This is a genomic window from Methylococcus sp. S1M, from assembly GCF_051295855.1.
In the GTDB taxonomy this organism is placed as follows: Bacteria; Pseudomonadota; Gammaproteobacteria; order Methylococcales; family Methylococcaceae; genus Methylococcus; species Methylococcus capsulatus.
In genome coordinates this window covers 1-265 of record NZ_JBPDXO010000055.1, presented here as the reverse complement: position 1 = coordinate 265, position 265 = coordinate 1, and the positions used below count along the sequence as shown (strand labels likewise).

The 265-nt window shown below is 68.7% G+C and carries 1 protein-coding gene; it reads right to left on the bottom strand.

Translation table 11 applies throughout. The features are described 5' to 3' along the window. Positions 1 to 265 (bottom strand): SDR family NAD(P)-dependent oxidoreductase (locus ACSHWJ_RS16050; protein ID WP_435928793.1); only part of this gene is annotated, 265 nt, incomplete at both ends.

Sequence of the window (265 nt, the reverse complement as noted above, 5' to 3'; positions counted from 1 at the left end):
ATGGGCCCCAGCCGTGCAATGGCAGCCCGGTCGAACGCGCTTTCCGCCATGCCGGTTTCGATGAGGCCCGGCGCCACGGCGTTGACGGTCACGCCCCGGCTGGCCAGTTCCAGCGCCAGCGATCTGGTGGCCGAATGCACTGCGCCCTTGGCGGCGGAATAGTTGACCTGGCCCCGGTTGCCGGTCAGAGCCGCCACCGAGGAGATGATGACGATCCGGCCCCAGCGCTCGCGGATCATCGGCATGACCAGCGGCTGGGTGAGAT